The 24,549-nt window shown below is 60.7% G+C and carries 21 protein-coding genes; 9 read left to right on the plus strand and 12 right to left on the minus strand.

The window, feature by feature from the left end:
• Nucleotides 1-28: 28 nt before the first annotated feature.
• From ABIE28_RS09080 to ABIE28_RS09095, 4 genes are read right to left on the minus strand one after another with little or no spacing between them, the layout of a single operon-like run.
• Nucleotides 29-1,042 (minus strand): Gfo/Idh/MocA family protein, encoded by a 1,014-nt coding sequence (locus ABIE28_RS09080; protein ID WP_354062131.1) that lies wholly within the window; start codon nucleotides 1,040-1,042, stop codon nucleotides 29-31.
• Complete coding sequence (locus ABIE28_RS09085; RefSeq protein WP_354062133.1) at nucleotides 1,039-2,874, minus strand: ABC transporter ATP-binding protein; 1,836 nt, start codon at nucleotides 2,872-2,874, stop codon at nucleotides 1,039-1,041. The genes ABIE28_RS09080 and ABIE28_RS09085 overlap by 4 nt, the downstream gene beginning before the upstream one ends.
• A gap of 25 nt (nucleotides 2,875-2,899) precedes the next feature.
• Nucleotides 2,900-4,336, minus strand: a complete 1,437-nt coding sequence (locus ABIE28_RS09090; RefSeq protein WP_354062135.1) for a M81 family metallopeptidase — start codon at nucleotides 4,334-4,336, stop codon at nucleotides 2,900-2,902.
• Between the two features lie 4 nt (nucleotides 4,337-4,340).
• Nucleotides 4,341-5,480 carry an ROK family protein gene (locus ABIE28_RS09095; protein WP_354062137.1) on the minus strand — a complete coding sequence of 380 codons (1,140 nt, stop codon included), beginning with the start codon at nucleotides 5,478-5,480 and terminating at the stop codon, nucleotides 4,341-4,343.
• 134 nt (nucleotides 5,481-5,614) lie between these two features.
• Here ABIE28_RS09095 and ABIE28_RS09100 point away from each other — a divergent pair, with 134 nt between their 5' ends.
• The 6 genes from ABIE28_RS09100 to ABIE28_RS09125 all read left to right on the plus strand — a co-directional run bounded on the left by ABIE28_RS09100 (nucleotide 5,615) and on the right by ABIE28_RS09125 (nucleotide 12,210).
• Nucleotides 5,615-7,150 (plus strand): ABC transporter substrate-binding protein, encoded by a 1,536-nt coding sequence (locus tag ABIE28_RS09100; RefSeq protein ID WP_354062139.1) that lies wholly within the window; start codon nucleotides 5,615-5,617, stop codon nucleotides 7,148-7,150.
• Nucleotides 7,151-7,205: 55 nt separating this feature from the next.
• A complete protein-coding gene (locus ABIE28_RS09105) occupies nucleotides 7,206-8,126 on the plus strand; it encodes an ABC transporter permease (RefSeq protein WP_354062141.1) in 921 nt (306 codons plus the stop codon).
• Nucleotides 8,126-8,998: an ABC transporter permease gene (locus ABIE28_RS09110; RefSeq protein ID WP_354062143.1), complete on the plus strand. Its 873-nt coding sequence runs from the start codon at nucleotides 8,126-8,128 to the stop codon at nucleotides 8,996-8,998. The genes ABIE28_RS09105 and ABIE28_RS09110 overlap by 1 nt, the downstream gene beginning before the upstream one ends.
• A gap of 2 nt (nucleotides 8,999-9,000) precedes the next feature.
• On the plus strand, nucleotides 9,001-9,978 hold the full coding sequence (locus ABIE28_RS09115) for an ROK family protein (protein ID WP_354062145.1): 978 nt from the start codon (nucleotides 9,001-9,003) through the stop codon (nucleotides 9,976-9,978).
• Nucleotides 9,978-10,712: a copper homeostasis protein CutC gene (locus ABIE28_RS09120; protein ID WP_354062147.1), complete on the plus strand. Its 735-nt coding sequence runs from the start codon at nucleotides 9,978-9,980 to the stop codon at nucleotides 10,710-10,712. The genes ABIE28_RS09115 and ABIE28_RS09120 overlap by 1 nt, the downstream gene beginning before the upstream one ends.
• Before the next feature lie 70 nt (nucleotides 10,713-10,782).
• Nucleotides 10,783-12,210, plus strand: coding sequence for a M20 family metallopeptidase (locus ABIE28_RS09125; RefSeq protein WP_354062149.1), 1,428 nt, complete (start codon nucleotides 10,783-10,785; stop codon nucleotides 12,208-12,210).
• Nucleotides 12,211-12,271: 61 nt separating this feature from the next.
• On the opposite strand, the gene ABIE28_RS09130 is transcribed toward ABIE28_RS09125, so the two are convergent.
• The 8 genes from ABIE28_RS09130 to ABIE28_RS09165 are packed head-to-tail and all read right to left on the minus strand — an operon-like array spanning nucleotide 12,272 to nucleotide 20,714.
• On the minus strand, nucleotides 12,272-13,255 hold the full coding sequence (locus ABIE28_RS09130) for an ABC transporter substrate-binding protein (RefSeq protein WP_354062151.1): 984 nt from the start codon (nucleotides 13,253-13,255) through the stop codon (nucleotides 12,272-12,274).
• A gap of 33 nt (nucleotides 13,256-13,288) precedes the next feature.
• Nucleotides 13,289-14,068 (minus strand): ABC transporter ATP-binding protein, encoded by a 780-nt coding sequence (locus ABIE28_RS09135; RefSeq protein ID WP_354062153.1) that lies wholly within the window; start codon nucleotides 14,066-14,068, stop codon nucleotides 13,289-13,291.
• Nucleotides 14,065-14,823: an ABC transporter permease gene (locus ABIE28_RS09140; protein WP_354062155.1), complete on the minus strand. Its 759-nt coding sequence runs from the start codon at nucleotides 14,821-14,823 to the stop codon at nucleotides 14,065-14,067. Before ABIE28_RS09140 ends, ABIE28_RS09135 begins: the two co-directional genes overlap by 4 nt.
• An 11-nt stretch (nucleotides 14,824-14,834) precedes the next feature.
• The gene (locus tag ABIE28_RS09145; RefSeq protein ID WP_354062157.1) at nucleotides 14,835-15,896 is read right to left on the minus strand and encodes an NAD-dependent epimerase/dehydratase family protein; all 1,062 of its coding nucleotides are present in this window, start codon (nucleotides 15,894-15,896) and stop codon (nucleotides 14,835-14,837) included.
• 27 nt (nucleotides 15,897-15,923) lie between these two features.
• Entirely contained in the window at nucleotides 15,924-17,024 is a 1,101-nt protein-coding gene (locus ABIE28_RS09150) for a dihydrodipicolinate synthase family protein (RefSeq protein ID WP_354062159.1), read from the minus strand.
• 8 nt (nucleotides 17,025-17,032) lie between these two features.
• Nucleotides 17,033-18,622: an acyl CoA:acetate/3-ketoacid CoA transferase gene (locus ABIE28_RS09155; RefSeq protein WP_354062161.1), complete on the minus strand. Its 1,590-nt coding sequence runs from the start codon at nucleotides 18,620-18,622 to the stop codon at nucleotides 17,033-17,035.
• Entirely contained in the window at nucleotides 18,619-19,374 is a 756-nt protein-coding gene (locus ABIE28_RS09160; RefSeq protein ID WP_354062163.1) for an enoyl-CoA hydratase/isomerase family protein, read from the minus strand. The genes ABIE28_RS09155 and ABIE28_RS09160 overlap by 4 nt, the downstream gene beginning before the upstream one ends.
• A complete protein-coding gene (locus tag ABIE28_RS09165; RefSeq protein WP_354062165.1) occupies nucleotides 19,374-20,714 on the minus strand; it encodes an FAD-dependent oxidoreductase in 1,341 nt (446 codons plus the stop codon). Before ABIE28_RS09165 ends, ABIE28_RS09160 begins: the two co-directional genes overlap by 1 nt.
• 123 nt (nucleotides 20,715-20,837) lie before the next feature.
• On the opposite strand from ABIE28_RS09165, the gene ABIE28_RS09170 reads away from it, so the two are divergent.
• The 3 genes from ABIE28_RS09170 to ABIE28_RS09180 all read left to right on the plus strand — a co-directional run bounded on the left by ABIE28_RS09170 (nucleotide 20,838) and on the right by ABIE28_RS09180 (nucleotide 24,547).
• The gene (locus ABIE28_RS09170; RefSeq protein WP_354062167.1) at nucleotides 20,838-21,512 is read left to right on the plus strand and encodes a GntR family transcriptional regulator; all 675 of its coding nucleotides are present in this window, start codon (nucleotides 20,838-20,840) and stop codon (nucleotides 21,510-21,512) included.
• A gap of 112 nt (nucleotides 21,513-21,624) precedes the next feature.
• Nucleotides 21,625-23,541: an ABC transporter substrate-binding protein gene (locus ABIE28_RS09175; RefSeq protein WP_354062169.1), complete on the plus strand. Its 1,917-nt coding sequence runs from the start codon at nucleotides 21,625-21,627 to the stop codon at nucleotides 23,539-23,541.
• A 28-nt stretch (nucleotides 23,542-23,569) separates the two neighbouring features.
• Complete coding sequence (locus tag ABIE28_RS09180; protein ID WP_354062171.1) at nucleotides 23,570-24,547, plus strand: ABC transporter permease; 978 nt, start codon at nucleotides 23,570-23,572, stop codon at nucleotides 24,545-24,547.
• Nucleotides 24,548-24,549 lie beyond the last annotated feature (2 nt).

The following is a 24,549-nucleotide window of genomic DNA, read 5'->3' on the forward strand; positions in this document are numbered from 1 at the left end:
GACAAGGTACGTCAGGGGCCAATCTAATTTACAGCACAGTGATCGACCGTCCCTCACGAACGCTGTCATCTGCTGCCAGGCATACGTCAAGGGACGAAATGGCGCTCTTGAGGTTGGGCGTTAGGTCGAGGTCGGTAGTGATGGCGTGGTGCAGGTAGGATTGTTGCAGGGCGCAGAGGTCGTCGCGGTTTGGCTGGGTTCGACAAACTAGGCGCTGGGGTGAGTCGCTGCCCACTGGTGACACGGTGACGTGGCGGGTGCCGTTTTCCTCGATGATCGAAACGGAGCCACCGGGGCTGAGAATGTCGAAGATCGTTTCGGCGTTATGGGAGATCATGGGGCCCCAGCCGGCTTCGAACCAGCCGATGGATGTGTCTTCAAAAAGGACCTGGAACTGGCCGTAATTGTACATGGTGGGGGCGATGTCGTTGGATAGTCGAAGTCCCATGCCGCGTACTTCGGTGGGTGAGGCATCGACGATCTGGTACATCACGTCGACATAGTGAACGCCTGCATCGACGATGGGCGACAGCGTTTCCATCAAGGCTTTGTGCGTTTCCCAGGCGGCGCCGGATGACGGCTGGTTGAGCGCCACGCGGAACACGTAGGGGCCGCCGAGCTTGCGCGCCTCGGCGATGAAGCTTTGCCACAGTGGGTGATGACGCAGGATATAGCCGACCAGCACCTTGCGGTTGAGACGAGCCGCGACGTCGGCAACGCGCTGGGCGTCGACGACGTTGGTGGCCAATGGCTTTTCAACGAAGACATGGGCGCCAGCTTCCATGGCCTTGATGGCGTAGTCGGCATGGGTTTCCGAATAGGTGCTGATGGCGACGACATCGGGCTGGGTGGCCGCCAGCGCTGCCGCGTATTCAGACCAATGCGGGAACGACTGGAACTCGGCAGGAACCGAATTGGGGTTGCGCGTGACGACACCGACGATCTCAAACTGGGCGCTATTGGCATAGGCTCGCGCATGCGAGCGGCCCATATTGCCGAGGCCGACGACGAGAACGCGCAACGGCTTGCTCATGGCAATCAAGCCACCTTCTCGTCGATGCGCACGACGTGCCCAGGGGCAACTTCACGATAATTACGGACCGGTGGGGTATAGTCGCCCATGCGGATCGGGCTGAGGATTTCGTCATTGCTGATCGCGCGGCGCAGCGTGCGTCGGGCGGGATCGGGCACAGGAACGGCGGCCATGAGCTTTTTGGTATAGGGGTGCTGCGGATTGGCGAACAGCGTTTCGCGCGGTCCGATCTCCACGATTTCGCCGAGATACATCACCGCCACCCGATGGCTAACGCGTTCCACCACGGCCATGTCGTGGCTGATGAACAGGTATGACAGGCCGAGTGTTTCCTGCAGGTCCATCAAGAGGTTAACCACCTGTGCCTTGATCGAAACGTCGAGCGCCGACACCGATTCATCGGCGATGATGATCTTGGGATCGAGCGTCAGGGCGCGAGCGATAGAGATGCGCTGGCGTTGGCCGCCTGAGAATTCGTGTGGATAGCGCTTGAGCATATCTGGGCTCAGGCCCACCTGCCCCATCAGCGAGGCCGCTTTTTCGCGGGCCTGCTTGCGGGTGCCGAGGCCGTGCACCACGAAGGGCTCCATCAGCGCTTCGGAAATTGTCATGCGCGGATTAAGGCTGGCAAACGGGTCCTGGAAAATCATCTGCACCGAACGGCGCAATGTGTTGAGCTCACCGCGCCGCATGCTGCGCACGTCGCGGCCATCGACGGTGATTTCGCCGGCTTCGGAATCGGTCAGACGCATGATCGAGCGACCGATGGTCGACTTGCCGCAGCCAGATTCACCGACCAGCGACAGGGTTTCGCCCTTGAACAGGTCGAACGAGACGTTCTCGACGGCATGCACCGCGCCGGTGCGCTTGCCGAAGAAGTTGTAGCTGATGCCAAAACGCGTGACGAGGTTACGCACTGAGAGGACCGGCGTGGTGCGATCGACCGGCACTGCCAAGGGGACTTCGGGGCCGGACAAACCGGTGTCGCGATCGACGATGGCGAAGCGAAGCGGATCGGACTGACCGATCATCGAGCCCATGCGCGGCACCGCCGACAGCAGCGCCCGCGTATAAGGATGCTTGCCGCCGGTGAAAATCTCGGTCGTCGGACCGCTTTCGACAGCCTCGCCGCGATACATCACGACCGTGCGATCGGCGACTTCCGCCACCACGCCCATATCGTGCGTGATGAAGAGAACCGACATGCCGTCCTCTTCCTGCAGCGTCTTGATCAGATCCAAAATCTGGCCTTGAATGGTCACGTCGAGCGCGGTCGTCGGCTCGTCGGCGATCAGCAGCTTGGGCTTGGAGGCCAGCGCCATGGCGATCATCACGCGCTGGCGCATGCCGCCGGAGAACTGGTGCGGATAGTCCGTCAGGCGCCGCGCGGCATTGGGAATGCGAACTTTTTCGAGCAGGCGGATGGTTTCCGCCCGCGCTTCTGCGGCCGACATCGGCGAGTGGCAGGTCAGCGCTTCAGAAATCTGGCGGCCGATGGTGAAGACCGGATTGAGGCTGGTCATCGGCTCCTGGAAGATCATGGCCACGTCGCGGCCACGCACCTTGCGCATTTCGGTTTCATCGAGCGTCAGCAGATCCCGCCCATTGAGCATGATCGAGCCTTCGATCCGGCTCGACGTGCGCGGCAACAGCCGCATGACCGAGAGCGATGTCACGCTTTTCCCGGAGCCGGACTCGCCGACAATGGCGACCGTCTCACCGGGCATCACGTCGAGCGAGATGTCCCGCACCACTTGGCGCCACTCTCCGTCGACGCGGAAAGATGTCGTCAGCCCCTTGATGGACAAGACGGGCGTTTTGCTCTGGTTGTCTGCCGACATCACTGATTTCCTCCGGCCGTCTGGTTTAGCGTGCCCGCGCCGAAGCGATCGCTGCGGGCGTAAAGGTAAAGTCTTTGTCGAACGGGTAGCTTGGCTGCAGCTTGCGCTTGCGCACCAGCCGTTCGATGTCCTGATCCACTACGCCGGCCGACAGGATCAGCAGGTTGGGATTGGCAATCGGCGCCAGTTCGGGCGACAGATAGCCCGACTTCACGGCGACAATCTTGGCGCTGTTGGGATCGAGGCCGAGCTGGGTGAAGTCGGCGATGTTGTGGAAGGGACGGCGACGTGCCGTGACCACGAGATCAATGCCACCGATGCGCAGCACGGCCTGACCTTCGGCGGGGCTGTCGGTTTCCGCGAGGAAGCGCACTTCAAAGGTACCGGTGAAGGACTTGCTGCCCTCGGTGTCGAGCGTCGCGCCAACGGTGAGGTCCAGCGTCGCACCGACGCCGGCGGAATAGGCCGCTTCGGTTGCCGGACGGTCGGCAATGCCGGCAAACAGCGTGCCCTGTGCATTGGCAGCGACCAGCGCCGCGAAGAGCTCCGCGCGATCACCGACGCCGCCGCCGGTCGGATTGTCACCCGATTCGGCCAGAACGACCGGAGCGGTTGGGCTCGCGACGGCTTTGGCGACGCAATCTTCGATGCTGCCTGTTTCGGCGCCAAAGACGAAGTCGGCGCGAGCGTCCCAATAGGCCTGGGCGATTTCCTGTGCAGCGGCTTCGAGCGCGGCGCGATCCGTGCCGGTCATGATGGCGGCAGCAGTCGAGCGCGGCTCGTCGGCCCAGACGTAACCGACATTGAGCGACGCATCCCAGATGCCGGGGCGCTCATTGATGCCAGGCAGCAGCGCATAAATGCCCTTGGCCGGTTCGTCGACCGTGGAGGTGCGCTCGCCGGGTAGGACGACGGGGATCGGCGCCCAGACAACATGCGGGCGTTCGCCTGTTTCGAGGCACTTCACCAGCATCGCCACCGATCGCTGCATGGTTTCTTCCACGTCGATATGTGGCGCGGTGCGATAGGTGGAATACATGTCGAGCTGGTCGACGATCTTCTGCGACAGGTTGCCGTGCAGGTCGTAGCTGGTGGAGATCGGGATGTCGGGGCCGACCACTTCACGCGCAGAGGCAATCCAGTCGCCTTCGGCGTCTTCCATGCCCTCGACATTCATTGCGCCGTGCATGGCGAGATAGAGGCCATCAATAGGCAGAGCTGCACGCAGGCGATCCAGGAACTCGGCTTTGAAGCCTTCATAGGTCACGCGCTCGACCGGCGCACCGGGAACACAGCGACAATGGATCAGCGGCACGAACTCGGCCGGATAGTCCTTGAGGAATGCAAAGTATGGAGCATCAGAAAGTTCCTGCCCGCGCACGACGCGGAACTCATCGGCCTTGGTAAAGACCGGATTATAGGTGCTGCATTCGATATGGATGCCGCCGACTGCGATACGCATGGATTTACTCCCCCTTCTGGATCAGACCAGCTAGAAATTTGTGTGTGGCCACGCTGGCCGCGCTCTTGACCCAGTCGTCGTCAAACAGGCGACGGAACCGAATCGGCGTCACGCCGGACAGGCTCGGCAGAACATTGGCTTCAATGGTCTGCTGCAGAACTGTGGAAAACAGGCCGCCAAAGGCCTCTTCGCGATGGGTCAGAAGCACCATCTGCGGGTCGTTGATTTGAATGATTTGCGCGATGGCGAGACCCAGAGCCGAACCGGCGCGATGCAACAGCCGGATGGCCGCCGAATTGTTGCCATCTGCCAGCCGCTCCAGCTCGGTCACCGTGCTGACATTGAGCCCCTCGGCACGGGCCAGATCGAGAATCGCCGCCATTGAGGCCAAGGTATCGAGGCAACCAACCTTGCCGCAGCGGCAGGGCGGGCCTTCCGGATCAATTGTGATATGGGCGATTTCGCCCGCACCACCATGGGCGCCGCGATAGAGACCACCATGCACCAGATGGGCAGAACCGATACCGGCGCCGAGCCAGACCAGCGTAAAACTATCGAGGTCGCGCGCTGCGCCAAAAAGGCTCTCGTTGACCGCCAGGGCCTTGGCGTCATTTTCGATATAGGCGGGCAGCCCGGTGGCTTTGCGCACCATTTCTGCCAGCGGCAAATCCTGCCACCCCATCACTGTCGACCGGATGCAGGTTTCCTGCGCCGGGTCGATGAGGCCGGACAAAACAACGCCGATTCCACTGACAGCATCGCGCGTCAGGCCAGCCTGCTCAAGCACCTCAGTCAGGGCTGAGGCGATGCCGGCAACGGTGTCGTCCGGTTTACTGCCGCGCGGGAATTCGGTGCGCGCAACGACGCCACCCTTGAGGTCAATCAGCGCCAAAATCGCGGGATCGGACATCATCGAGACGCCGACGAACAGCGCGCCGGACGGGTCCAGATCGAGCAGCGCAGAGGGCCGCCCCTGCTTCCGCACCATGCTGGTTTCTCTCAGAAAACCACGATCGATGAGGTCCCGAGTGAGGTTGCTCATGGCCGCCTTGCTCAGTCCCATCTGCTCCATGAGTTCAGCGCGGGTGGTGCCTCCACCAGCACTGATCAGGCGCAAAATCTGGAAATGGGTTTGGGTCGTCATACGCACCTCTTGGATGTCTTGACATTAAGTCCACCAAGTGAATTAATCAAGCTATGTTAGTTCACTTTGTGTACTAATGGAGCGGTATGGCGCCGGACGCCATCCCGGGGGAGTTCAGTCTGAAGGAGCATTACATGACCATTCTCTCAACCGCGCGGAAAGTGATCTTCGCGACGGTTCTTGCTAGCGTTTCCGCTTTTGCGATGAGCGCGTCCGCCGAAACCCTGACCGTGATGCAGATCGAAGCACCGCGTTCCATGGATCCAGGTGATCAGAGCGCGACCTATACCAATGCGCTGCTGGCGCCCGTCTATGAAGGCTTGGTGCTGCGTGCATCGGACCTGAGCCTGGCACCGGGCCTTGCCACCGAATGGACGATCGACGAAAGCGGCAAGGTTTACACCTTCAAGCTGCGCGAAAACGTCGTCTTCCACGATGGCACGCCATTCAATGCCGAAGCCGTGGTCTACAATTTCGAGCGCCACCTCAACACCGAGCGCGGTCTTGCCGCTTCGGGTCGTCTGCGCACGATTCTCGACAGCATCGAAGCTGTCGATGACATGACGGTGCAGTTCAACCTTAAGTCGCCCTACCCGGCGTTCCTGAACATCCTCACCACCAACTCCGCTCAGCAGGTCAGCCCCACCGCTGACGCCGCTGGCAATCTCGGTGCAGCTTCGGTCGGTACCGGCCCATACAAGATGGTCGAATACCGCTCCGGTGAATTTGTCGATCAGACCAAGTTTGACGGCTATTGGGGCGACAACTCCAACAGCGTTGATGACATCCGCTGGACCTGGTCCTCGGAGCCATCCGTGCTGTCGATGGCCCTGCAGACAGGCGACGCAGACGTGATCAACCCTGTGCCGCCAGTGTTTGCTGCCACCATTGAAGCCAATCCCGAGCTGAACCTTGCCGTTTCGCCCGGTTCGGCGGTGTTCTGGCTGTCGCTCAATGTCGAGTCCGAGCCGCTCAACGACGTTCGCGTTCGTCAGGCTCTGAACTTTGCGACCGACAAGGAAGGCCTGATCGCTTCGATCATGTCTGGCTACGCAACCCCGGCAAACTCGCCACTGGCAACCGTTGCCGAAGGCTACCGCGCCGACCTGAACCCCTACCCGTTCGATATCGAACGCGCCAAGGCCCTGCTGGCCGAAGCTGGCGTTCCAGATGGCTTCACCATGTCGGTGGTCGTTCAGGAACAGGAAGCCCGCATCGCGGAAATCCTGCAGGCCATGTGGGCCAAGATCGGCGTGACCCTTGACGTGCGTCGTATGGAATCGGGCGTCTGGTCGGCATCGGCATTCGGTGACGAAAAGCAGAAGGCTGAAGAAGGCGTGGATTCGGTTATCGCATCCTGGTCTTCGGGTGTGAACGGTCCGGATCTTCAGTTCCGTCCGCTCTACCACACCGCAAGCTTCTCCCCGACCTCGGCAAACCTGGGCTTCTATTCGAACCCCGACTTTGACCGCCAGCTCGACGAAGCTGCAGCGATGACCGATGTCGATGCCCGCAACAAGGTCTATGGCGACCTGCAGGAGCTCATCAACACCGACGCACCGCACGTGCTGCTCTACGTGACCCAGGACCTCATCGCGACCCGCGATGGCGTTGAGGGCGTGTGGATGATCCCAGGCGGCCTCGTCCGCGTGGACACAGTGACGAAGTAATTATCACGCCGAACCGGGGACATCTCCGGTTCGGCCCTTCTTTCAAGGGACCGACATGCAAGGCTATATCCTTCGCAAGATCCTTTCGCTGCCGCTCATCCTGATCGGCGTTTCTCTGCTGGTGTTTGTGTCTATTCGCATGCTGCCAGGGGAAACGGCTCGGGTGATGGCTGGGCCTGAGGCCACTCAGGAAGCCGTCGAAGCGATGACGACGCGACTGGGCCTGGATAAGCCCGTTCTGGTGCAGTACTGGACCTTCGTCACCAATGCGCTGCAAGGCGACTTTGGTGAATCCATTCGCTCGCGCAAGCCGGTCTGGGACGAGATCGCCGACCGCATGCCCTATACGGTGGCGCTGGCTGTCGTTTCCTACATCTTTGCAATCGGCATCGGCATTCCCGCCGGCATGCTTGCTGCCGTCTGGCGCAACCGCTGGCCCGACTATGTCGTGATGATTTTCGCCATCGCTGGCGCATCCATTGCCAATTTTTGGCTGGCGCTGTTGGCAATGAACTATTTCTCGGTGCAATTGCGCTGGTTACCGCTGCTCGGCGCGAACAGTTGGCAAAGCTATATCCTGCCTGCGGTGACGCTGGCCGTGCTACCCATGGCGGTGCTGGCACGAATGACGCGGTCATCCATGATCGAAGTGCTGAGTCAGGACTATATCCGCACCGCCCGAGCCAAAGGTCTGGCGCCACGTCAGGTCTATTGGAGCCACGCGCTACGCAATGCGCTCATCCCCATCATCACGATCGTTGGCCTCAACTTCGGTGGTCTGATCGGTGGTGCCGTGGTGACGGAATCGGTCTTCAACTGGCCCGGCATCGGACGCCTGATGGTCGACGCCGTGCGCTATCGCGACTACCCGGTTATTCAAGGTGCAACAATGGTTGCGGTTTGCGCGGTCGTGTTCATCAATTTCATTGCCGAAATGACGATCGCCGCACTCAATCCAAGGATCAGGTTTGATTGATGAGCACCCCAGTTTCCACTCAGCCGCAAGTGTCATTCGGCCGGCGCGTCATTCGCGCGCTGGACTGGTCGGGCCGCAACGCCAATGTCGTCATCGGCGGCATTCTGATCGGCATCATCATCCTCGTGGCTGCGTTCGCGCCGCTGATTGCGGGCGCCGATCCCTATGCCATCGATCTCACCAACCTGCTCAAGGCGCCCTCCTGGGAACACCCCTTCGGCACCGATGACAACGGGCGAGACATCTTTGCCCGTGTGATCTACGGCGCGCAGTATTCCCTGCTCGAGGTGGCCCTGTCGGTCGCCATCGCGACCGCAGTCGGCGTACCGCTCGGCATCATTGCCGGCATGGGCGGCCGCTGGGTCGACGAGATCATCATGTGGGTGATGGACGTGCTGTTTGCCTTCCCAGGCATCGTGCTGGCCATTCTGATCGTCTCGATCCTCGGGCCGAGCCTGTTCAACCTGATGATCGCCATCGCGTTGTTTGCCATCCCGGTCTATGCGCGTCTGGCCCGCAACCTGACGCTTGGCCTCAAGCAAATGGAATTCATCGAAGCCGCGCATGCTCTGGGCGTGCCACAGCATCGCATCCTTTTGAACTACATCCTGCGCAACTCGTTCGGTCCCATCATCGTGCAGTCGACCCTGACGGCCGGTACCGTGATCCTCACCGCTGCGTCGCTGTCGTTCCTCGGCTTGGGCGCACAGCCGCCCATTCCTGAATGGGGCGCGATGATGTCTCAAGGGCGCAACTACCTTGGCGTCAACATTTGGATGTCGCTGTTTCCTGGTCTTGCCATCATGATCACCGTTCTGGGATTCAATATCCTGGGAGATGGCCTGCGCGACCTTCTCGATCCAAGGAAATGACCGTGTCTGCAGTTACCACGCATGGTTGGCGTCTGGCGGAGCCGATCGGCTATTGCGTCGATATCGGGGGCTCGTTCATCAAGTTTGGTCGGGCCTACGGTGCCGGCCAGATTGCCGTCGAGGAGCAGGTCCCTACCCCCATCCATTCCTGGATGGACTTTGAGGACGCGCTCGCCGCTTTGATCCGGGACTTTGGCGGCGAGGCAGACAGCCTGCCGCTTGCCATCTCGACCACCGGCCTGTTCGACAAGCGCACCGGCAAGGTCAACGCCGCCAACATTCCCTGCTTTGCAGGGCATGACATGGTGCGCGAGCTTTCGGCGCGCCTTGGCCGCACGGTCCTCATTGCCAATGACGCCGACAGCTTTGCCCTGGGCGAAGCCAATGTGGGCGCCGGACGTGGCCATGACGTCGTCATGTGCATCATTTTGGGTACCGGCGTTGGCGGCGGCCTTGTTGTCAATGGCAAGCTGGTTCAGGGCGCTGGCGGCGTAACGGCGGAATGGGGCCATGGCGCGATCCTCCGCACTCACATCACCCTGCCCAAAACCGGCGAAGACCTCGCCATTCCGCGCTTTGACTGCGGCTGCGGTCAAAGGGGCTGCACCGACACCGTCGGGGGGGCCCGCGGCGTCGAACGGCTGCATCGTCACCTCTCCGGCGAGAACCGCACCAGCCACCAGATCCTTGATGACTGGGAAGCCGGCGACGCCGTCGCCGAGCGCACCGTCGAAGCCTATTTCGAGCTGTTGAGCGAGCCGCTGGCCTTCGCCATCAACATCAGCGGCGCGACCATCGTGCCAGCCGGCGGTGGGCTGTCGGCCCGGATCAAGCTGCTTGAAGGGCTGGACAAGGCCGTGCGTCAGAAGACGCTCAATCCTTATAAGGATCCACTGATCGTACCCGGCCACTTCTTCAAGAATGGCGGCCTGATCGGTGTGTCGGTACTGGCGGCGCAGATGCAGCAGGGAAAAGTCTGATGGGTACCTGCCTGCTCGAAGTCTGTGTCGACGATGCAGCGGGGCTGGAAGCGGCGATTGCCGGTGGCGCCGATCGCATCGAACTCTGCTCGGCGCTTAGCGTTGGCGGCCTGACGCCCCTGCCCGGCCTGATGGCGCTGGCAGCGAATGCCCCGGTCCCGGTCTACGCCATGATCCGGCCTCGCAGCGGCGACTTCGTGTTCTCGTCCGCCGAGATGGACATGATGCGCGCCGACATCGACCTCGTGCGCCACTACGGCCTGGGCGGCGTGGTGCTCGGCATCAGTCGTGAGGATGGCCGTCTCGACGCAGAAGCACTACAGAACCTCATCGGGCACGCACAAGGCCTCGGCCTGACGCTGCACCGCGCCTTTGACCTCGTTCCCGACTTCAACGCCGCAATAGATACCGCTGTCCAGCTGGGCTTTGAACGCATCCTGACCTCGGGCGGCGCGCGTTCGGGCGTTGAGGGCCTGACGGCTCTCGAGGGCATCGTCGCCCATGCGGGAGATCGCATTTCGATCATGCCCGGTGCCGGCGTAAACGCCACCAATGCAGGCGAAATCCTCGCGCGACTTGGCGTGCACGAAATCCATTCCTCGGGCGGCGTAACCCTCCAAGCCGTAAGCGGCAAGGTGGTCGAACTCGGCTTCGACAACCCAACCCGCCGCGTCACCAGCAGGGAAATGGTCGCCGCGATCAAGGCTGCAATTACCTCGCCTACGGGCAACTAAAACCAATCACTTACGCACCTGTCGAGACTGCGACCGGTTTCGACATGCTGCCAGCACTCTTGGAGACAGCATGCAAAACACTGATCGCATCTGGGACATTGTCGAAGAACAGCGCCCCGCCTTTCTCGAGTTGAGTGACCGCGTCTGGGGCATGCCCGAAATCGCCTATACCGAATATCGTTCGGTCGCTGAACACCGCCAGATGCTCGAAGAACAAGGATTCGCCATCACCGATGGCCCGGCCGGCATTCCAACCGCTGTCATCGGTGAAGCGGGCACCGGCGGCCCGATCATCGCCATTCTCGGTGAATACGACGCCCTGCCCGGCCTCAGCCAGGAAGCCGGTATCGCCGAGCCGCGCCCGCTGCCGGGCAATGGCCACGGACATGGGTGCGGCCACAACATGCTGGGTTCGGCGGCGCTGCTCGCCGCCACGGCGGTCAAGAACTATCTGGCCGAAAACAACCTACCCGGCACAGTGCGCTACTATGGCTGCCCCGCAGAAGAAGGCGGCGCGGCCAAGGCCTTCATGGTGCGCGAAGGCCTGTTCAAGGATGTAGACGTTGCCATCTCCTGGCACCCGGCATCGATGACCCGCGTCGACGATGCGCGAAGCCTTGCCAATACCCGCATCGACTTCACTTTCACCGGCCGCTCGTCCCACGCAGCCGCTGCCCCCCATCTGGGCCGATCAGCGCTCGACGCCATGGAATTGATGGCCGTTGGCGTCAACTATCTGCGCGAACACGTGCCGTCGGACTCCCGCATCCACTACGCCATTCTCGATGGCGGCGGCATAGCGCCCAACGTCGTGCAGTCCCGCGCCAAGGTGCGCTATGCCGTACGCTCGCGCGACGTTCACGCCATGAAGGCGCTGAACGAACGTGTCCTCAAGGTAGCGCGTGGCGCCGCCATGATGACCGAGACCGAAGTCGAGATCAAAGTCATCTCCGCCGTCTCGAACCTGCTCGGCAACGCTCCGCTCGAACAGCTGATGTTCGCCAATATGCAGCGCCTCGGTCCCGTCGAATTCTCGGAAACCGATCGCGCCTATGCCCGCCAGATCCAGGCAACGTTGAGTGCCGAGGACATCGAGAACGACTATCGCGCCGTCGGCATTCCGCTGCGCGACGAAACCCCACTCTGCGACTTCATCGTCCCCATCGAAGCCAAGGGCGAACCGATGATCGGCTCCACCGACGTCGGCGACGTCTCCTGGGCTGTGCCGACAGTACAAGCCCGCGTTGCCACCCACGCCATCGGCTCTCCCGGCCACTCCTGGCAGATCACCGCCCAGGGCAAATCCGACGCCGCCCACAAGGGCCTCACCTACGCCGCCAAAATCATGGCCGCGACCGCCACCGACTTGTTCGCCAACCCCGAACTCATCGAACAAGCCAAAGCCGCCCACCGCACCAACCTCGGCAAAAAACCCTACGAAAACCCCATCCCGGCAGACGTAACCCCACCGATCCAGCCGCGACCTATGATCGAATAGTACTTCTTGTTGGGTGCAGCGAAATCAGGAGGCGGACATCGTTCCGCCTCCTGAGCGTAGTTCACTGCTTCGGATACGAAATCGAGGTATCGATGAAGTCGTTGGTGAAGGCGGTCGCTGGATCAAAGGCGGTGATTTCGAAGGCTTCCGACACCAGTTTGTAGTCCTGTGCAACGCGCTCTGGGTTGAATGCGCCGATTGGTAGTGTGTTGCCTTCGCCTGGGATCACTTTGGACGCGTATTCGAGTTCGCGGGCTGCGTCGGCGGCTTTCATACTGACGGCACTGGACAGCGCATGGCTGCATGGTTCCGGCGTCGTTAGGCAGAACTCGAAGGCCTTTTGAGTGACATGCACGACAGAGCGAACGAGTTCCGTTTTGCCGGCGGCCACAGTGCCGTTTGTGAAATAGGTCAACCCGTATGGGTTGAGGCCGTTGTCACGCAGTAGCGCAAAACCGAGATCATCGCCGAATACGTCTTCGTAGATAAAGTGAACGCTATACATGTGCGTCGTGGCGTCGATGGCACCCGACTGCAGCGCGGCCACCTTGGCGGTTGGCTGGATGTTCACCCACTCGACGGAATTGGGATCGATGTCGATGGCTTCGGCAATTGGCCCCCAGATCTGGCGGGCGGCGTCAGACGCTGGCGCTCCGAGTTTGTGGCCGGGCAGGTCGGCGACGGATTCGATGCCGGAGCTCTTCTTCCAATAGATGCCGTTTGCCGAGTCATTGTAGGCGACGAATACACCGAGGATGTCACTGCCCTGCCCCTTGAACTGCAAGGCGGTGGGCATGTCGATGATGGCCATGTCGACCTGGTTGACGCTCAGCGCGGTAGCGGCTGCGCCAGAACCGTTGCCCTGGATGATCTCAAGGTCCACACCAGCGTCGTTGAACCAGCCCTGGCTCAGTGCGTAGTAAAGCGGCGCGTGGTCGCCGCCCGCCTTCCAGTTGAGCATGAGCGAGAATTTCTCCTGCGCGACGGCTGGCGCCGCCAGCATCAAGCCAAGAGCCAAAGTCGATGTCACGAGTTTGCAGTTCATGGTTTCCTCCCTGAATGGACTGCGCCCGGCTGGTTATTCCATGCCGAGCAAGGTGTAGATCTGCTTGGTGTATTCACCGAACTTCTCGCTGGTCTTGACCGACAGCGTTCTGGGCTCGGGTAGGTCGACCTGAAAGTGGGCGGCCATGCGCGCGGGACCGGCGGTCAGCACCGCCACCTGCGAGCCAAGAAACACGGCTTCCTGAATTCCGTGAGTTACGAACAGGATGGTCTTGCCGCTCTCCTTCCAGATACGCATCAGTTCGAGGTTCATGCGCTCGCGGGTCAGCGCATCTAGTGCACCGAACGGCTCATCCATCAGGATCAGTTTGGGATCGTGGACGAGAGACCGGGCGATCGAAGCGCGCTGCTGCATGCCACCGGACAGTTGGGACGGATAGGCGTCACCAAACTTGCCGAGACCCACCATGTCCAGCAGGCCCCTCGCCCGCTCGCGACTGGCCGCCATGGGCAAGCCTAGGATTTCGGCTGGCAGCAGCACATTGTCGAGAATGGTGCGCCACTTCAGCAGCAAGGCCTGCTGAAACACCATGCCGATGTCGCGGCCGGGTGTGAATGGCGAGAGATCATTCCCAATCTGGACAGTGCCGGCATCAAACCCATGCAGCCCCGCTAAAACCTTGAGCAAGGTGGATTTGCCGCAACCCGATGGGCCTACCAGAGCGACGAGTTCGCCTTCCTGGATATCCATGGTCACATCAGAGACCGCCAGAAACTCTTTGCCGCCGAACCTATAAGTCTTGCTGACGCCTTCGAGCCGAATGAAAGGCTTTGATGTTGCAGGATTGGTCATGGCGCAATTCCCTTGCGGGTAACGAAGACGTATTCGAGGGCCGCCACAGCGCCATAGAGCAACACCCCGAGGCCTGTGATCAGCAGCAGCGCCATCATCATGGCTGAGGTGTTGAGCGCGTTCTGTTGCACCAGCAGGAAGTAGCCAAGCCCGCTATCGGAGGCGATGAACTCGCCCACCACAGCACCTGCGACCGCGAGCACCGCTGCCACCTTCATTCCCGAGAACAGGAATGGCAGCGAACCCGGTAGCTGGATCTTGCTGAAGATCTGCCAACGATTACCCTTCAGCGATTTCACCAGGTTCAGCAGGTCAGGCTCCACCTCAACAAGGCCCCGATAGGTGGTGAGCACTATGGGGAAGAAGCAGATGGTGAAGGCGATTAGCATGTTCGGGAAAATGCCGTAGCTGAACCAGATGATGAACAGCGGCGCCATGGCAACTTTGGGCACCATGTTAAGCGTGATCAGCAAGGGCATCAGGGCCGCATTGAGCACGGGAATCCAGACAAACAACACGGCCAACGCAACGCCGACCACCACGGCGATGGCATAGCCGCCAAAGATTTCCGCCGCCGTCACCCAGAGGTGCTTGAGCCAGTTATAGGAGGGTTCACCCAGCGCCATGAAGGTCTCGATCGGACCAGGCATGATGTAGGATGGCACACGGCCAACCGTGACCGCGATCTGCCACAAAACGACAAAACCGACATGTGCAAGGACGGCATAGAGATAGCCTCGCATGACGCTGGGCATGAACAGATCTCCTAGAACTCGCCGGAGCGGACTTGGAACTTGGAGGGCTTGCCGTGGGTGGGCTTGCCGGACTTCACCCACTCGGCCACCCAGCGGATCATTGGATCAATCGAAACAACTGGGTTACCGAAAATGCCGTTGGCCTTGTCGCAATTGACCAGCAGGCAGTTCTCGGCCTCCTCGTTTGCGAACTTTGGCTCGAGGCCGAATTCCTGACCGAACCGATTGGCAAGATATCGGATGCTGAGCGCTTCAGGACCGCCGACATTGATCGGCGATGCCGGGCTTTCGCACTGGCCGAGCATGCGCAGGAATTGCGCATTGGCATCGCCCTGCCACATGACGTTGGCATGGCTGGTAGCCAGCGGCACCGGCTGCCCTGCCAGCACCCAGCTCGCGACTTCCTGCATCACGCCATAGCGCGGATCAATGGCGTAAACGAAGCGCATGATACGGCCCGGCGTGCCATGCTTTTTGGAGAAGTGCTCAAAGGTCCGTTCGCGGCCCACGACGGAGTTGGCGTACTCGCCCGGACGTGCCATCGGCAGGTCGCGCTCGGTTACGCCGCCATGCAGCGGGTTCGACCAGGGATAGACGTGGATGGTCGAGAACGAAACAATCCGGGAGTCCTTGAACGCCTCGGCGGTGATCTGAGGCGCGATAGTGTTCATCGCCCAGAGGAAATCTTCCCGACCGCGATAATCGAACTTGAGGCCGGCCATGTAGATAACATTGGCGACTTTGGGCAGCGCATTGACGGCGTCGCGATCCAGCAGGTCACAGGCGATGGTTTCAATGCCCCAACTATTGAGACGCTCCTGCAGACCTTCCTCGGAAAAGCGCGATACACCGATGATGCGCTTGTGCGGTGCAGCCTTTTTGGCCATGCGGGCCATGGTGACGCCGATCTTGCCGCCGACGCCAAGGATCATAATGTCGCCATCGAGCGCATTGAGGTCGTCAATCACGCCCTGCGTAGGCACGGACATGAAGTCCTCTAGGTGATCAACGTCTACGAAATAATCCGGAAGGTTGGATGCGGTCAGGATTTCGGGAACGGATGGGCGGGTCATAGCAAGTCCTTGTCGATACGGTATGGCTCAGGCGACCAGGGGCAGGTCCTGCCCACGTTCGGAAAGCCAGCGATTGAGATTGTTGGCGACGAAGGCGTCGTCATTCATTTCGGGATACTGGGCATGGACCCGGTCGATGGCCTCGGCCTGGCCTGGGCTCAACACTTCATTGGGGTCGAGACACCAGGTGCCCTCCACCAAGCCCTGCCGGCGCAACACATCGAGGCAGCCCGGAATGCAGCCTTTGAGGTTGTTGTGAGCGTCATAGATCGCGCCATTGCAATCGGTGATGATGGAGTCCAGCGCCAGAATATCTTCCGGGATATCTGCACCATCTGGGACAGCGTGAATGCGATCCAGCATTTCGACTGCCGGACGGACCCAGACGCTCCAATGCCCAAGAAGACCGCCGCGAATACGGGCCCGGCGTTCGGAGCTGCCATCTGCCGAACGCACGACGAAAGGCACCATCAGGTCGAGGCCGATATGGTCGTCATTGCCGGTATAGAGCGTGATCCGGTCCTCGGCTCCGGCGTCGTAGACAGCGCGAACGATGTCGAGCGTCCGGTAGCGATCGAATGGCGCCATTTTTATCGCAATGACGTTTTCCAGTTGCGCAAACCGGCGCCAGAAGTCGTAGCTGAGATGGAAGCCACCAACGGCCGGCAAAAGGGCAAAACCGATGACCGGCATTTCCTGGGTTAGGCGGCGGCAATGCTCGAGGATTTCATCTTCGCTGGCACCACGGAACCGCGCCAGATTGAGTAGCATGGCGTGATAGCCCAGGCCGCGAGCGGTTTCGGCTTCCTTTTTCGCCTGTTCAGTGCGGCCCGTTACACCGGCAATCAGCAACTTGTCCGGCCCGCCCCAGCTGCGCATGGTTTCTGCGGCCAGCTCAAGCACAGGCTCGTATAACCCCACATCGCGGATGGCGAACTGGGTTGTGTGCACGCCGATGGCGAGGCCACCCGCGCCAGCATCGGCATAGTAGCGGGCAATGGCGCGCTGCCGGACTTTGTCGAGTTCACGCGCGCTGTTCAGCACCAGGGGATGCGCAGGCAGGACGCAGCCCTTACGCAAGGCGGTCATAGCAGCAGGGGGAAGTTCAGAAGAGTGGCGATAGGTCATATTTCCTCCTAGACCGCTTCAGCGATTGCAAGTTCTGGGCTTTCGAAATGCTGCTGCGCCATCAGCGGCAGCGGGTCGGCAATGCGAGCGGGTGCAAAATCCATCAGATCGAGGATGTCACGGCGCAGGTCGACGCCCGGCGCTATCTCTGTCAGCACCAGCCCGTCGCCGGTCACTTCAAACACCGCACGCTCTGTGACGATCTTGGCCGACTGCCCGCGCTCGCGCACTCCAGCGGCAACATCGTATGTGATGGAGTCAGCCGTGTTGACGAATTTGCGCACCTTGCCCTCGGTCTGAATGCTCAGCCCGTGGGGGCCGTGGTCAGCCTTGAGGCCATTGGTTGTGAAAGTGCCCGCAAACACCAGCCGCTCGGCATTCTGGGCAATATCGATAAAGCCGCCGGCCCCGGGATTTGCTGCGCCGAACTTGGAGACGTTCACGACGCCGCGCGCATCGAACTGAGCGAACGACAGGGCCGCGAACTTGCACAGGCCACCATCGATCACATCGAACTGGGACACACCGTCAAGGATCGCGTCGGGATTGATGTTGGCGGAGAACTGCCAGCCAGGCATGACGATACCGCCATACGCCCCATGTTCGGTGGTGGCAGGATAGTCAGCCATAGCGTCGCCGTCGAATAGTCCCTGCTCTGCCATCACCAACGGCACGTCGGTCGCGGCGCCGAAGCCATAGATCGCCAGTTCGCCGCGGCGAACTTCCTCGGCAACGCGGCGGGCGATGATCTTGTCGAGCGACATTTGCGGAAATGGCAGATCACTCAGTGGCATGCGGCGGCCCGAGAAATAGGCGGGCTCATAGGGCGTATCGGTGGTCATCATCATGTCGGGATCGACGACGATGCTGTCGACGAAGAGACCGGGTACGCGGACTTGCGACGCGGGACGTCCGTCGACGATCCGGCGAACCTGTGCGATTACCTTGCCGCCGCTGGCTTTGGCCGCGATGGCCAGTGCAAGATTGGACGTCGTCAACGGCTCGTCTTCCCACGACAGATTGCCATGTCGATCGGCGCTCGACGCCCGAATGATCGCTACATCGATCGGCCACGAGGGATAGAACAGGTAATCTTTGCCCTCGAGCTGGATCAGCTTGATCAGGTCGTCCTGCGCCTTGCTGGTGAACTTGCCGCCACCGTGGCGCGGATCGGCATAGGTACCTACGCCAACCGCCGTAATATAACCGGGGCTCTTGCGCGCTACTTCGCGCAGCCAGTGCATTGTCGCGCCAATGGGCCAGGAATAGGCCTCGATGCGGTTCTCGCGTACCAGCCGCATCAATTCAGGACGCTTGCCCGTCGCCGGGTCAACCGGGTTGATGTAGGAGCCTGATACGATGCGCTTCATCAGGCCTTCGCGGGCCACGTGATCCATGCCGCGAATGCCCATGGCATCGCCGGTCCCGCATGGGAAATAGAATGTCAGATCGCGCGGCGACGCTGTGTCGACGAAGCGGTCGCCCAAAGCTTTGAGCACGGCGTCTGGCGTCACCCAGCCGATGACCCCGGCGCTGGCAACGGTCGCGCCGTCTGGAATGGAGGCGACAGCGTCGCGGGCGGAAACGATTTTGCTCATGATCTACCTGCAAATCGCGCCAGCACCGCCTGAGCAGCGGGTGAACCAGCGTCGCGAGAAAACTGAAGGGAAGCAGCAGCGTCGAGCCGTTCGGCATCCTGACGCAGGCTGCGGAAAAATGTCTTGGTGGAGGACACGGCGTGTGGCGGTAGCGCTGCGAGGCGCGCTGCAATCGCAAGCGCAGTCGACAGCGCTTCGCCAGGTTCACTCAGATGGTCGGCCAGCCCGAGACGAAGTGCTTCCATCCCGTCGCAGTCGAACGCACCCCAGGTCATACTCCGTGCGGCGACAAGCCCTACTCGCGCCACGAGCGCTTCGAGGCCCCACGGCGGCAGCCAGCCATTGGCAACTTCGGGCATGGCCCAACGCACATTGCGAGCACTGACCACGAGATCGCATGACAGGGCCAGAATACAGCCCCCGCCCAAAGCATAGCCTTCAACGGCCGCGATAACCGGCATGTCAAGCTTACCAATCGAGCGCGCAACCGCCGCAGTCGCCGCCTCATGCTCGCACATTTCGGCGACCGATAGCCCGGCCAATTCTTTGAGATCGCTACCGGCGCAGAATGCGGGCGCAGTGCCCGTCAAGACAACGACTTGTATATCGGTGTCGGACTGCGCCTCAGCTAACGACACACCAATCTGCTGCATGGTTGCCGTGCCCAGAGCATTGCGACGCTCAGGCCGATTGATGGTGATCAGTCGGCAACCGGCGCTATCGGCGACAAGAACGTGCGGTGCGTCGGCCATCAACCGAGCCTCGCGCCATCGCGATTGAGCACAAGGCGCAAATCGCGGCCGTCAATGGCTCGTGGAGCTAGACCTTCGCGCACGGCTAGCGTTGCGGCATGACCGATGGCGTGGCCATAGCCGAAGCACTGCGCCGTCACGCGGGCCGAGGCCACGGCCTCATGTTCGGCCGAGAGACAGCGACCGGCGACCAGCAGGTTTTCGCCGCGCGTCGGCACAAAGCAGCCATAGGGAATTTCATATACATCATCGAGCAACCACTCGACGCGTGGCTTGCTGCCGGAGTGCAGTTCGATCGGCCACGGCGAGCGCGCGATACCATCAGCAAATTTACGACCAGAAAGAATGTCGCCATTGGCCAGTTTGGACACGCCTTTGACCTGCCGTGTCTGGCGGACGCCAACTTGCACACCGCTGTCGTTGACAAAGGCATTGGCGCAGCCCGGCAGCGCCTCGGCAAAGAAGCGCGCATACTCGCGCATCTGACGCCGGCCTTCGATCTCGGCCTCGGTGAAATCAGCATAGAACAACGTGTTGAGCTCTCGCCCATCGGCGCCGGTAATGCGGGTGCAGTTGCACAACAACTCGTTCGGTCGGGTCGTAGTGAACAACCAGATCTTGGCACGAGGCAATTTGAACCGCCCGGAGGCGTTGGCTTCACCGATCAGGGCGCTGACACTGGGCGGCATGATGGTATCCGCACCATAGGCAGCCGCAAACTGTGCAACATCGACGCCTCCAAGGCGGAAGATCATGGTGGGGTTCTGCACCCTGCCCTGATCGCCAATGAAATTTGGCAAACCAGCCATGGCGACAACGTCTGCGTCGCCCGATGCGTCGATTGTGATAGCGGCACGAATGTCGAGCGGCCCTTGCTTTGACCAAGCAATAACGCCCGCGATTGCCTCGCCGCCGTCCAACAAAACCTGCGTCGCAACTGCGTGATAAATCACGGTAACGCCGGCCTGGGCCAATATGGCATCAGCCGTTTCGCGCCAGACCAGCGGATCATGCACACGGGTGAAAGTCTTGCCGTAGCGCACTGGATCAGTCAGCCCGCCGCGCGCGGCAAGCGCATCCACGAACTCGGCAGCAAAGCCAAACACCACCTGTTCGGGAGGTTTGTCGCCGTCGCTTGCAGCATAAAGGCCGCACACTGTGCCGGATAACCCAGCAACTGCACCGCCCCCACAGAACCCATAGCGTTCCAGAAGAATAACAGAGAGGCCATTGCGCGCTGCTGTCACGGCGGCAGCAACCCCGGAGGCGCCCCCACCAATGATCAGGACGTCAGCTTTGAGCTGCGCGACGTCGCGCCGATCCATCGCCTCAACCGCCATTACAAGTACCTCCCCGCACTCATATACATCTGATATGTCAGATATCGACGAGATGCCTACCAATTGTCTGCAAGCGTGTCAAACGCTATGGTGTCGCCCCAGAACAAGGACAGAGCGCGACACATGACGGACAGCGAAACACGGGCAGCGGCGCCTGAACTGATCTCAGACACTGCCTATGTCGCTATCCAAAACCTCATTGTGACCGGCCGCCTGCGCCCAGGCTCGATGATCTCGGAAAACGAACTCCGCGAAGAACTGAACTGCGGCCGCACCCCGATTCGCGAGGCGCTCCAACGCCTCAAACTGGAAGGGTTCGTTGAAATTCATCCACGCCGCGGCGCGCTGGTGACGACAATCAATCTTCGCCAACAGCTCGAACTGCTCGAAGTGCGCCGCCCACTCGAAGACATTATGGTGCGCCTCGCCGCACGCCGCGCCACACCCGACCAGCGCGAGAGAATGCGCCTTCTGGCCAATGAGCTGGAAGCCGCCGTGGACCGCGATGATCGAGACAAATATTTCGGCATCAACCGCGCGACGCATGAGATCGAGGCGGAAGCGACCAAAAATGCCATGCTGATCAAGACCATCAGCCAAGTGCACACCATGTCCCGTCGGTTCTGGTACTCCTTCATTACTGCCTCTGACTCTTTTGCTGACGCAGCCGGACTCCATTGCAAAGTACTGCGCGCCATCAGCGACGGAGACGGAGACGAAGCGGCCCAAAACGCCCACCTGCTGCTAGACTACCTGGAACGCGTGACCAAGGACGCAATCGAGCGCGCGCTGGACTGAACGACGCTACTTGCTCAGATTACGACCAAAGTTTGCGTACTTTCTGCAATTTGCAGTTTGCGTAAATTGCAGAAATCACGCAAGGTCCCCTCACCTTTAGGAGGAGGGAACAGTGATCCAAAAGAGAACACTCGCCAGTCTGGCTGTGCTCGCGGCGCTCGCATCGCCCGCAGTCGCCGCAGATTTCAAGCAAGCACCGATTCTAGACGAACTGGTCAGCAAGGGCACGCTGCCAGCAGTGGCCGACCGTCTGCCAGCCGAGCCGCTCACCATCACCCCATATGAGAATGTCGGACAGTATGGCGGCACATGGCGCTCCGGCCTGCTAAAGTCAGGCGATGCCGCCTATTTCATGCGCACGGTCGCCTATGATGGCCTGCTGCGCTGGAACCTGGCCTGGGACAGCGCCGTGCCGAACGTGGCAAGCGAGGCTACCGCCAGCGACGACGGCAAGACCTTCACCTTCAAGCTTCGCAAGGGCATGAAATGGTCTGACGGCACTCCATTTACGGCGGCAGACGTTGCGTGGGTGGTCAACGACATCATCTATGATCCCGGCTTTGTCGGCTCCAAGCCAGACACCATCTTTCCCCAGAGCAACCCTGCCAAGGCCGAGGTCATCGATGACCAGACCCTGACCATTGCCTTCGAGAAGCCTCAGGGCCTGTTCCTGCAACAACTGGCTGGCGTGGAAGGCAATTTCCTCGTCACTTACCCTCAAGCCTATTGCGGCCAGTATCATCCCGCGCACAACGCCAATATCGATGCCACGCTCACCGATCTGAAGATGGGTTCTTGGGGAGAGGCGATGCTGTCCAAGTGCGGCCAGATGTATGGCACTGAGCGTTGGGCCAATGCTGAAAAGCCGTCGATCCTGGCCTGGATTTTCGAGAAGGCCTATGTCGGCGGCCAGTCCGAAGTGACGATGATTCGCAACCCCTACTACTTCAAGGTCGATACCGAGGGTAACCAGCTCCCGTATATCGATCGGCTCTACATGTCGGTCAACGAAACGCCGGACGAGATCGTCCTCAAGGCCGTCGCCGGCAATATCGACCTGCAGAACCGTCACATCGCTTCGCTGTCGAACCGCGCCGTGTTTGCGGAAAACCGTGAAGGTGGCAAGTTCGAGCTCCTGCCAGCGCTTGAGACCATCAGCGCGTCCACCATGCTGTCGTTCAACACCACCAGCAGCAATCCAGACCTGCAGGCGGTATTCTCGAACAAGTCGTTCCGCCAGGCCTTGTCGTTAGGCATCGACCGCCAGCGCATCAATGATGTGGTGTTTTTTGGTCAGGCCCAACCGCACCAGATCGCGCCCCGCGAAGCCGATCCATTCTACGACGAAGTCATGGCGACCCAGTTCACCGACTTTGACGCGGACGCTGCAAACGCTCTGCTCGACGAAATCGGCCTGGATAAACGCGACGGCAATGGCACACGTCTTCTGGCCGACGGCAGCCCGCTCACCTTCCAGGTCAATGTGGTGGATGGTGTTTATGCCGACTGGCTGGATACCCTTGGCCTCGTCATTGAGGACTGGAAGGCAATCGGCGTCGACGCCCGCATGAATGTCATCGAGCGCACCCTGTTTGTCAGCCGCTGGGTTGCTTCCGACTATGACGCGTTCGTCTGGAGCGGCGATGGCGGCATTGGCTCGCTGTTCCGTCCTGAGTTCTACGTGCCGGTTTCGACCCAGGCTTCTTCGTTTGGTATGCCCTATGCGCGCTACTTTGCTGATCCAAACAGCGAAGGCGCCATCGAGCCGCCAGCCGAGGTCAAGCAGCAGTTCGAACTCTATCGCGAATTACTCCAGACCAGCGATGCGGACCGCCAGAAAGACCTTTACCGGCAGATCCTCGCGATCAACCGCGACATGTTCCCGGTTATCGGCGTGACGACCGCCCCTGACACGTACTTCGTCAAGAAGACGAACTTCCACAACGTGCCAGCCAACATGCCCAACGCCTGGCCATACCCAACCCCGGGCCCGGCTGCTGTCGAACAATTCTACATCGACGAGAACTAAAACTCCGCCAGCCGGAAGGACTTAACCGATGCTCCGATTCATTCTGAGCCGCTTGTTGGGCATGATCCTCGTGCTCTTTGCGACCTCAATTGTGCTCTTTGCCATCATCCAGCTTCCGGCTGGCGACTACCTCTCGACCATGCTTGCGGAGAACCAGGGTTCGGGCGGCAGCGCCGAGTTCGCCGACCGTCTCCGCGAGCTCTATCGGCTCGATCAGCCCTTCGTGAACCAATATGCGGGCTGGATCTGGGGCATTGTACACGGCGACTTTGGCTATAGCTTTGAGCTCAAGCGCCCGGTGTCTGAACTTATCGCCTCACGCCTTGGAAATTCGCTTCTGGTCGAGGGTCTGGCCGTCGTCCTGATGTGGGGCATCGCGGTGCCCATTGGGATCTACTCGGCTGTGCGCCTCTATTCGGTTGGCGACTATGCCTTCACGATCCTTGGCTTTCTCGGGCTGGCTATTCCCAACTTCCTGTTGGGCCTGCTGATCATGTATTTCACCTTCGTCACCACCGGCCATTTGCTCGGCGGCCTGTTCTCGGAAACCTATTCCGACGCGCCGTGGTCGCTGGCCAAGATCGCCGATTTCCTGTCGCACGCCTGGGCGCCAATCTTCGTCATCGCGACCGGCGGCATGGCCTATCTGATCCGCGTTATGCGGGCCAATCTGATCGATGAACTTAAAAAACCCTATGTCGATTTCGCGCGCCTGCGCGGGCTTTCGGAATGGCGGCTGCTGCTCAAATATCCCGTTCGCATCGCTTTCAATCCGCTGATCTCGACCATCGGCTATATCCTGCCGAGCCTCATATCGTCTTCGATCATTGTCTCGGTGGTGTTCAACCTGCCGACCTCGGGGCCGATGCTGCTACGCGCCCTGATGGCTCAGGACATGTATCTCGCCGGCGCCTTCGTGCTGCTGATGGCTGCTCTCACCATCGTCGGCACCTTCATTTCAGACATCATCCTTGCTGCGGCCGACCCCCGCATCCGGCTGGCTTGAGC

It is taken from the genome of Devosia sp. 2618, from assembly GCF_040546815.1.
Classification (GTDB): Bacteria; Pseudomonadota; Alphaproteobacteria; order Rhizobiales; family Devosiaceae; genus Devosia.

What these genes read in the sequence shown, in the direction of transcription:
- ABIE28_RS09085 (WP_354062133.1), bottom strand. Translation starts at nt 2,874, where the DNA reads ATGTCGGCAGACAACCAGAGCAAAACGCCCGTCTTGTCCATCAAGGGG.
- ABIE28_RS09090 (WP_354062135.1), bottom strand. Translation starts at nt 4,336, where the DNA reads ATGCGTATCGCAGTCGGCGGCATCCATATCGAATGCAGCACCTATAAT.
- ABIE28_RS09095 (WP_354062137.1), bottom strand. Translation starts at nt 5,480, where the DNA reads ATGACGACCCAAACCCATTTCCAGATTTTGCGCCTGATCAGTGCTGGT.
- ABIE28_RS09100 (WP_354062139.1), top strand. Translation starts at nt 5,615, where the DNA reads ATGACCATTCTCTCAACCGCGCGGAAAGTGATCTTCGCGACGGTTCTT.
- ABIE28_RS09105 (WP_354062141.1), top strand. Translation starts at nt 7,206, where the DNA reads ATGCAAGGCTATATCCTTCGCAAGATCCTTTCGCTGCCGCTCATCCTG.
- ABIE28_RS09110 (WP_354062143.1), top strand. Translation starts at nt 8,126, where the DNA reads ATGAGCACCCCAGTTTCCACTCAGCCGCAAGTGTCATTCGGCCGGCGC.
- ABIE28_RS09120 (WP_354062147.1), top strand. Translation starts at nt 9,978, where the DNA reads ATGGGTACCTGCCTGCTCGAAGTCTGTGTCGACGATGCAGCGGGGCTG.
- ABIE28_RS09125 (WP_354062149.1), top strand. Translation starts at nt 10,783, where the DNA reads ATGCAAAACACTGATCGCATCTGGGACATTGTCGAAGAACAGCGCCCC.
- ABIE28_RS09130 (WP_354062151.1), bottom strand. Translation starts at nt 13,255, where the DNA reads ATGAACTGCAAACTCGTGACATCGACTTTGGCTCTTGGCTTGATGCTG.
- ABIE28_RS09135 (WP_354062153.1), bottom strand. Translation starts at nt 14,068, where the DNA reads ATGACCAATCCTGCAACATCAAAGCCTTTCATTCGGCTCGAAGGCGTC.
- ABIE28_RS09140 (WP_354062155.1), bottom strand. Translation starts at nt 14,823, where the DNA reads ATGCCCAGCGTCATGCGAGGCTATCTCTATGCCGTCCTTGCACATGTC.
- ABIE28_RS09145 (WP_354062157.1), bottom strand. Translation starts at nt 15,896, where the DNA reads ATGACCCGCCCATCCGTTCCCGAAATCCTGACCGCATCCAACCTTCCG.
- ABIE28_RS09150 (WP_354062159.1), bottom strand. Translation starts at nt 17,024, where the DNA reads ATGACCTATCGCCACTCTTCTGAACTTCCCCCTGCTGCTATGACCGCC.
- ABIE28_RS09155 (WP_354062161.1), bottom strand. Translation starts at nt 18,622, where the DNA reads ATGAGCAAAATCGTTTCCGCCCGCGACGCTGTCGCCTCCATTCCAGAC.
- ABIE28_RS09160 (WP_354062163.1), bottom strand. Translation starts at nt 19,374, where the DNA reads ATGGCCGACGCACCGCACGTTCTTGTCGCCGATAGCGCCGGTTGCCGA.
- ABIE28_RS09165 (WP_354062165.1), bottom strand. Translation starts at nt 20,714, where the DNA reads ATGGCGGTTGAGGCGATGGATCGGCGCGACGTCGCGCAGCTCAAAGCT.
- ABIE28_RS09170 (WP_354062167.1), top strand. Translation starts at nt 20,838, where the DNA reads ATGACGGACAGCGAAACACGGGCAGCGGCGCCTGAACTGATCTCAGAC.
- ABIE28_RS09180 (WP_354062171.1), top strand. Translation starts at nt 23,570, where the DNA reads ATGCTCCGATTCATTCTGAGCCGCTTGTTGGGCATGATCCTCGTGCTC.